Origin of the sequence: Shewanella surugensis (genome assembly GCF_023284005.1) — a bacterium.
GTDB lineage: Bacteria > Pseudomonadota > Gammaproteobacteria > Enterobacterales > Shewanellaceae > Shewanella > Shewanella surugensis.
Window position 1 is genome coordinate 1 of the sequence record NZ_JAKIKS010000221.1, and the last position, 4,136, is coordinate 4,136.

Below are 4,136 nucleotides of genomic sequence, written 5' to 3' on the forward strand. Positions count from 1 at the left end.
ACTGAAATGATGACACCATGGGAACAATTTTATTCTTTGGCGGCCTAATTGTATCTGAGAGATCTTGTGCCCTTAAATTATAGCGGTGAGATCTCAGTTTGCGACAGAACCTAAGAAGCGTGTTTGTCTGTGTTTAACGTCTTAGGTTGCTTGTCTTTTTTGTAATACCTCAAGCATCGCTTCAAAAATTGATAAGCCGCATGATTATTACGTTTATGGGAGAAATAAAAATCCAGTGTCTCTCCTTACTTGTTGATGGCCCGATATAGATAGTGCCACTTTCCCTTCACTTTAACGTAGGTTTCATCCAACTGCCATGAAGAATCGGTGCGAATAAATTGATAGTGACGTAATTTTTTACGTAATGTTGGCGCATATTCAATAAACCAGCGATAAAGCGTGCTTCTATGCACAGAAATGCCTCGCTCAGCGAGCATATCACTGAGATTGGCATAACTCATGGGCGTCGAACCATACCAGCGAACAGACCATAAGATGATTTCAGCGGCAAAATGTTTCCATTTGAATTCAGATTGGGTCATTACGTTCAAGGCATTAAGAATCAAAGGCGAGATCTTGAGCCATAAAGGAATTTTTTGCAACAAGCCCGCCTAACGTTGTTGTAATATCGAATGATGTAATCATTGATATGGTGCTTTGCCTCAATGAAGCAATCGTAACCGGCTTTGCCACAAACTCAGATAACGTCGCTATAAATGAAGCGCGTACTACCCCTTCAGATACAACTATCCCGCTAAAGAATAAAACTGCTCCCAGAGTGTCATTTTACGCTCCGTTTTCATCTACCCTTGCTTAATCATTGACCAAACATCTACACCCGCTAATGTTGCTTCAGCGCCAAGCCAAGACTGCCAACCTAAGGTTCCAAGCGGAAAATTATACTTTCATACCAAAATGATGGCCATCTGGCATCTCAATATCAATACGTAATTGACCACCTAAAGCTTCTACATATCGCTTTAGGGAAAGCAATTTTACATCTTTTCCATTCTTTTCCAGGCTGGCAATAGTGGGTTGTTTTATACCCATAGTTTTCGCAACTTGTGTCTGTGACATTCGAACACTACGCCGTATTTCAGACAAATTAAGCTCTAACAACATCTCAGAAGTTTTCTGATGTGCTAATCTCAGCTCATCTTCTGTCATTAGATCATCAAGTGCGCTTAGTGGTTGACTTTTCATTGTCTAGCTCCTTTAGATGATCTTCAAATTCACTCTCTGCGATAGGGATCATCTTCTTATAAAAACGCTTGTCACCTGTTTTATCACCACCACACAGGACAACACACTGGCGTTCAGGATCAAAAGCAAAGAAAACCCGAATAGGCTTTCCATTGCTTTGTATACGTAACTCTTTTAGGTTGCTGATGTTTGAGCCTTCCAAAGTATCAGCGTATGGTCGAGGTAGAGTCGGTCCTCTTTCTTGTAGCAATCCAAGGGATGCTCTGACACTAACCTTGTCTTTACTGTCTAACGTTTTAAACCAATCAACAAAGAGTTGTCGGTTGAGTATTGTCCACATAATTAACGCTTAAATTACCTTTGGTATTATTATAGACTGCGTTCTATATAGAGTGCAATCTATATTTAGATATTTACCAATAAGCAGTTCCAATAGAGTATACTTCACGTGCACCAACTCAAATAAAACCATTTTGGTGCATTATAGAGTTAAATACCACTTAAAATGCACTACAATTAGTGCACCTACTTAAAATGCACTAAATATGACAATGATGCGACTTTATCCTTACACCCGAGCCTCGACTGCCGAACAAGATGCAAATCGTGCAAATAATGCGCTTAGCGAGTTTGCTGAAAAAATGGGCATCCCCATCGCATGCTGGTTTACTGAAAATGAATCAGGGGCCAGTTTACATCGCCCCGAATTATTTCGATTATTAGATGTTGCCCAACCTGGTGATATTATGCTCATCGAGCAAGTTGACAGGTTAAGTCGGCTCAACTCACAAGATTGGGATAGATTAAAAAACATCATCACAAATAAAGGCATTAAGGTTGTATCACTCGATCTACCGACAAGCCACTTATTCATGACAAACACAGATACCTTCACAGAACGAATGTTCTCCGCACTGAATAACATGATGCTTGATATGCTCGCAGCAATATCACGAAAAGATTATGACGACCGAAGACGCCGCCAAGCACAAGGCATACTCAAAGCAAAAGCAGAGAAAAAATATAAAGGACGCAGAGAAGACACTGAATTACACAGAAAGATATCTGGACTATTAATTGATGGTAAAACATATAACTATATAGTCGATTTACTAGGATGCTCTCGACACACGATATCTAAAGTAAAAAAACGACTATCAACGTAAACTAGAGCTATAGTCGTTCCTGCTTTACGCATAGGAAGGATCACGATGTGATCTGTTAATCGATCTTGGAGAGTCAACAAGCCCAGTGATTTTACTCCCTTAATCGAGTGCCCAAAAGTGCTTCAAGGAGCCATAAAGCGGCCAGTTACCCCCTCATAAACAAATACTGAGTAAAATATAAGGGCATCACGATATTGGTTTGCTCTAAAGCGGAAGATCCCTGCGTGCCAGTTAACTTAAATGTTTTGCTAGGTGAGCACTTTTCTATGTAGGACGCCAGAGATTTAGCCCGTGTGCGTTTACCACTTTTTACTTCCACAGGGATAATCTCACCTTCATCGGTTGAAATGATGAACTCAATTTCAGCGCGGGCGTCATTCCATGAGTAGCTGGGATCAACACCAATAGCAGTGAGCTCCTGCTGAACAAAGTTTTCAGCAACATAACCCTTATATTCATAATTTTGCTGTTTTATTTCTTTATACTTGCTACCCAACATATGGTTAAGAAGACCCAAATCAAACAAAAACAGTTTTACCATATTATCTTTTTTATAAGCGGCAAGTGGGGCTTTTGGTCTGCCTTCAATGGGATAGTTAGCCAATGCTAAGCGACAGCAGCTTAACCAGTGAATAGCAGTTTCAAAATCGCTGTAACGAGATTTCCGATCATGGACGTTTTTAAATTTAAAGCGTTTAACCGATTCATCCATAACCAGTGATAGTTGCGCGGGAATGCTATTAAATACCGATTCGATCAGCGTCGCATCAACCTTACCGGCATATTTACCAAAATCACGGCGGTAGCCTTGGATTAAATCGGCATGAATTTTTACTACTTTCTCAACCCGCTCTAAAATACTCGACTCTTTATATTGATACCAAGTCATAACAGCTTCAGGCATGCCTCCCGTAAAGAAGTAATCCGTGAGTTTATCCATCAATTTACTATGTGCAGCTGGCGAATTTACTTGCGTATCAAATGCCTTTATCAAGGCCGGCTCTTGAGATGCATAAATAAATTCTTGGAAGGTTAACGGGCGTAAATTGTATTGCTCGACCTTGCCAACCGGAAAAGTGTTTAACAAACCAATATTTGAACCACTGGCAGCGACAAAGTAACTTGGTGCTTTTTCAGAAAAATATTTCAGTGAGGTAACGGCACGTTCGCACTCGCCAATCTCATCTAAGATCAGCAGGTCTGTTTTCGGATTAAAAACTTTGTTGGTTATTAGCTCAATATTCATCAACAATTCATCTGGCGAAAGTGAACCATTAAATGCCTCTTTATAGGCTGGGTTTTCCAGAAAATCAATGCGTAGGATATTGGAAAAGGTTTTACCAAACAGTTCTTGCAGCAAAAATGTTTTGCCCGTTTGCCTTGCTCCGTCTATCAATAAAGGCTTGCGCAAGGGTTGGTTTTTCCACTTCATTAATGCGTTAAGTAAGGTACGTTGCATTGTCATTTCCTATCAGCAAGATCATTAGCTGGTCAACACTATAACCCAAACTGCACTTTTATGCGCGTAAAAATGCAAATAAAACCACCTTAACGCGCATAAAAATGTGTAAAACATCACTTTAATGCGCATAAAAGTGTGATTGTGCGTATGACATTAGTCAAGGGCTCGATCATTTAAAGGTAGGTAAAATAGAGGGTTCTGTCGCAAACTGAGATCTCACCGCTATAATTTAAGGGCACAAGATCTCTCAGATACAATTAGGCCGCCAAAGAATAAAATTGTTCCCATGGTGTCATCATTTCAGT

Annotated in this window: 4 protein-coding genes and 2 pseudogenes; 1 reads left to right on the top strand and 5 read right to left on the bottom strand. The window is 40.1% G+C overall.

What is annotated here, in order from left to right; genetic code table 11:
- Nucleotides 1–113 precede the first annotated feature (113 nt).
- The 4 genes and pseudogenes from L2764_RS25955 to L2764_RS25970 all read right to left on the bottom strand — a co-directional run.
- Nucleotides 114–542, bottom strand: a pseudogene (locus L2764_RS25955) (IS6 family transposase); the annotation flags it as partial.
- 261 nt (nt 543–803) lie between these two features.
- Nucleotides 804–881 (bottom strand): annotated as a pseudogene (locus L2764_RS25960) (IS6 family transposase); the annotation flags it as partial.
- A gap of 16 nt (nt 882–897) precedes the next feature.
- Nucleotides 898–1,203, bottom strand: a complete 306-nt coding sequence (locus tag L2764_RS25965; protein ID WP_248943244.1) for a helix-turn-helix domain-containing protein — start codon at nt 1,201–1,203, stop codon at nt 898–900.
- The gene (locus L2764_RS25970) at nt 1,175–1,543 is read right to left on the bottom strand and encodes a type II toxin-antitoxin system RelE/ParE family toxin (protein WP_248943245.1); all 369 of its coding nucleotides are present in this window, start codon (nt 1,541–1,543) and stop codon (nt 1,175–1,177) included. Before L2764_RS25970 ends, L2764_RS25965 begins: the two co-directional genes overlap by 29 nt.
- 214 nt (nt 1,544–1,757) lie before the next feature.
- Here L2764_RS25970 and L2764_RS25975 point away from each other — a divergent pair, with 214 nt between their 5' ends.
- Complete coding sequence (locus tag L2764_RS25975; protein ID WP_248943247.1) at nt 1,758–2,369, top strand: recombinase family protein; 612 nt, start codon at nt 1,758–1,760, stop codon at nt 2,367–2,369.
- A 145-nt stretch (nt 2,370–2,514) separates the two neighbouring features.
- On the opposite strand, the gene L2764_RS25980 is transcribed toward L2764_RS25975, so the two are convergent.
- A complete protein-coding gene (locus L2764_RS25980; protein ID WP_248943246.1) occupies nt 2,515–3,828 on the bottom strand; it encodes an ATP-binding protein in 1,314 nt (437 codons plus the stop codon).
- Nucleotides 3,829–4,136 lie beyond the last annotated feature (308 nt).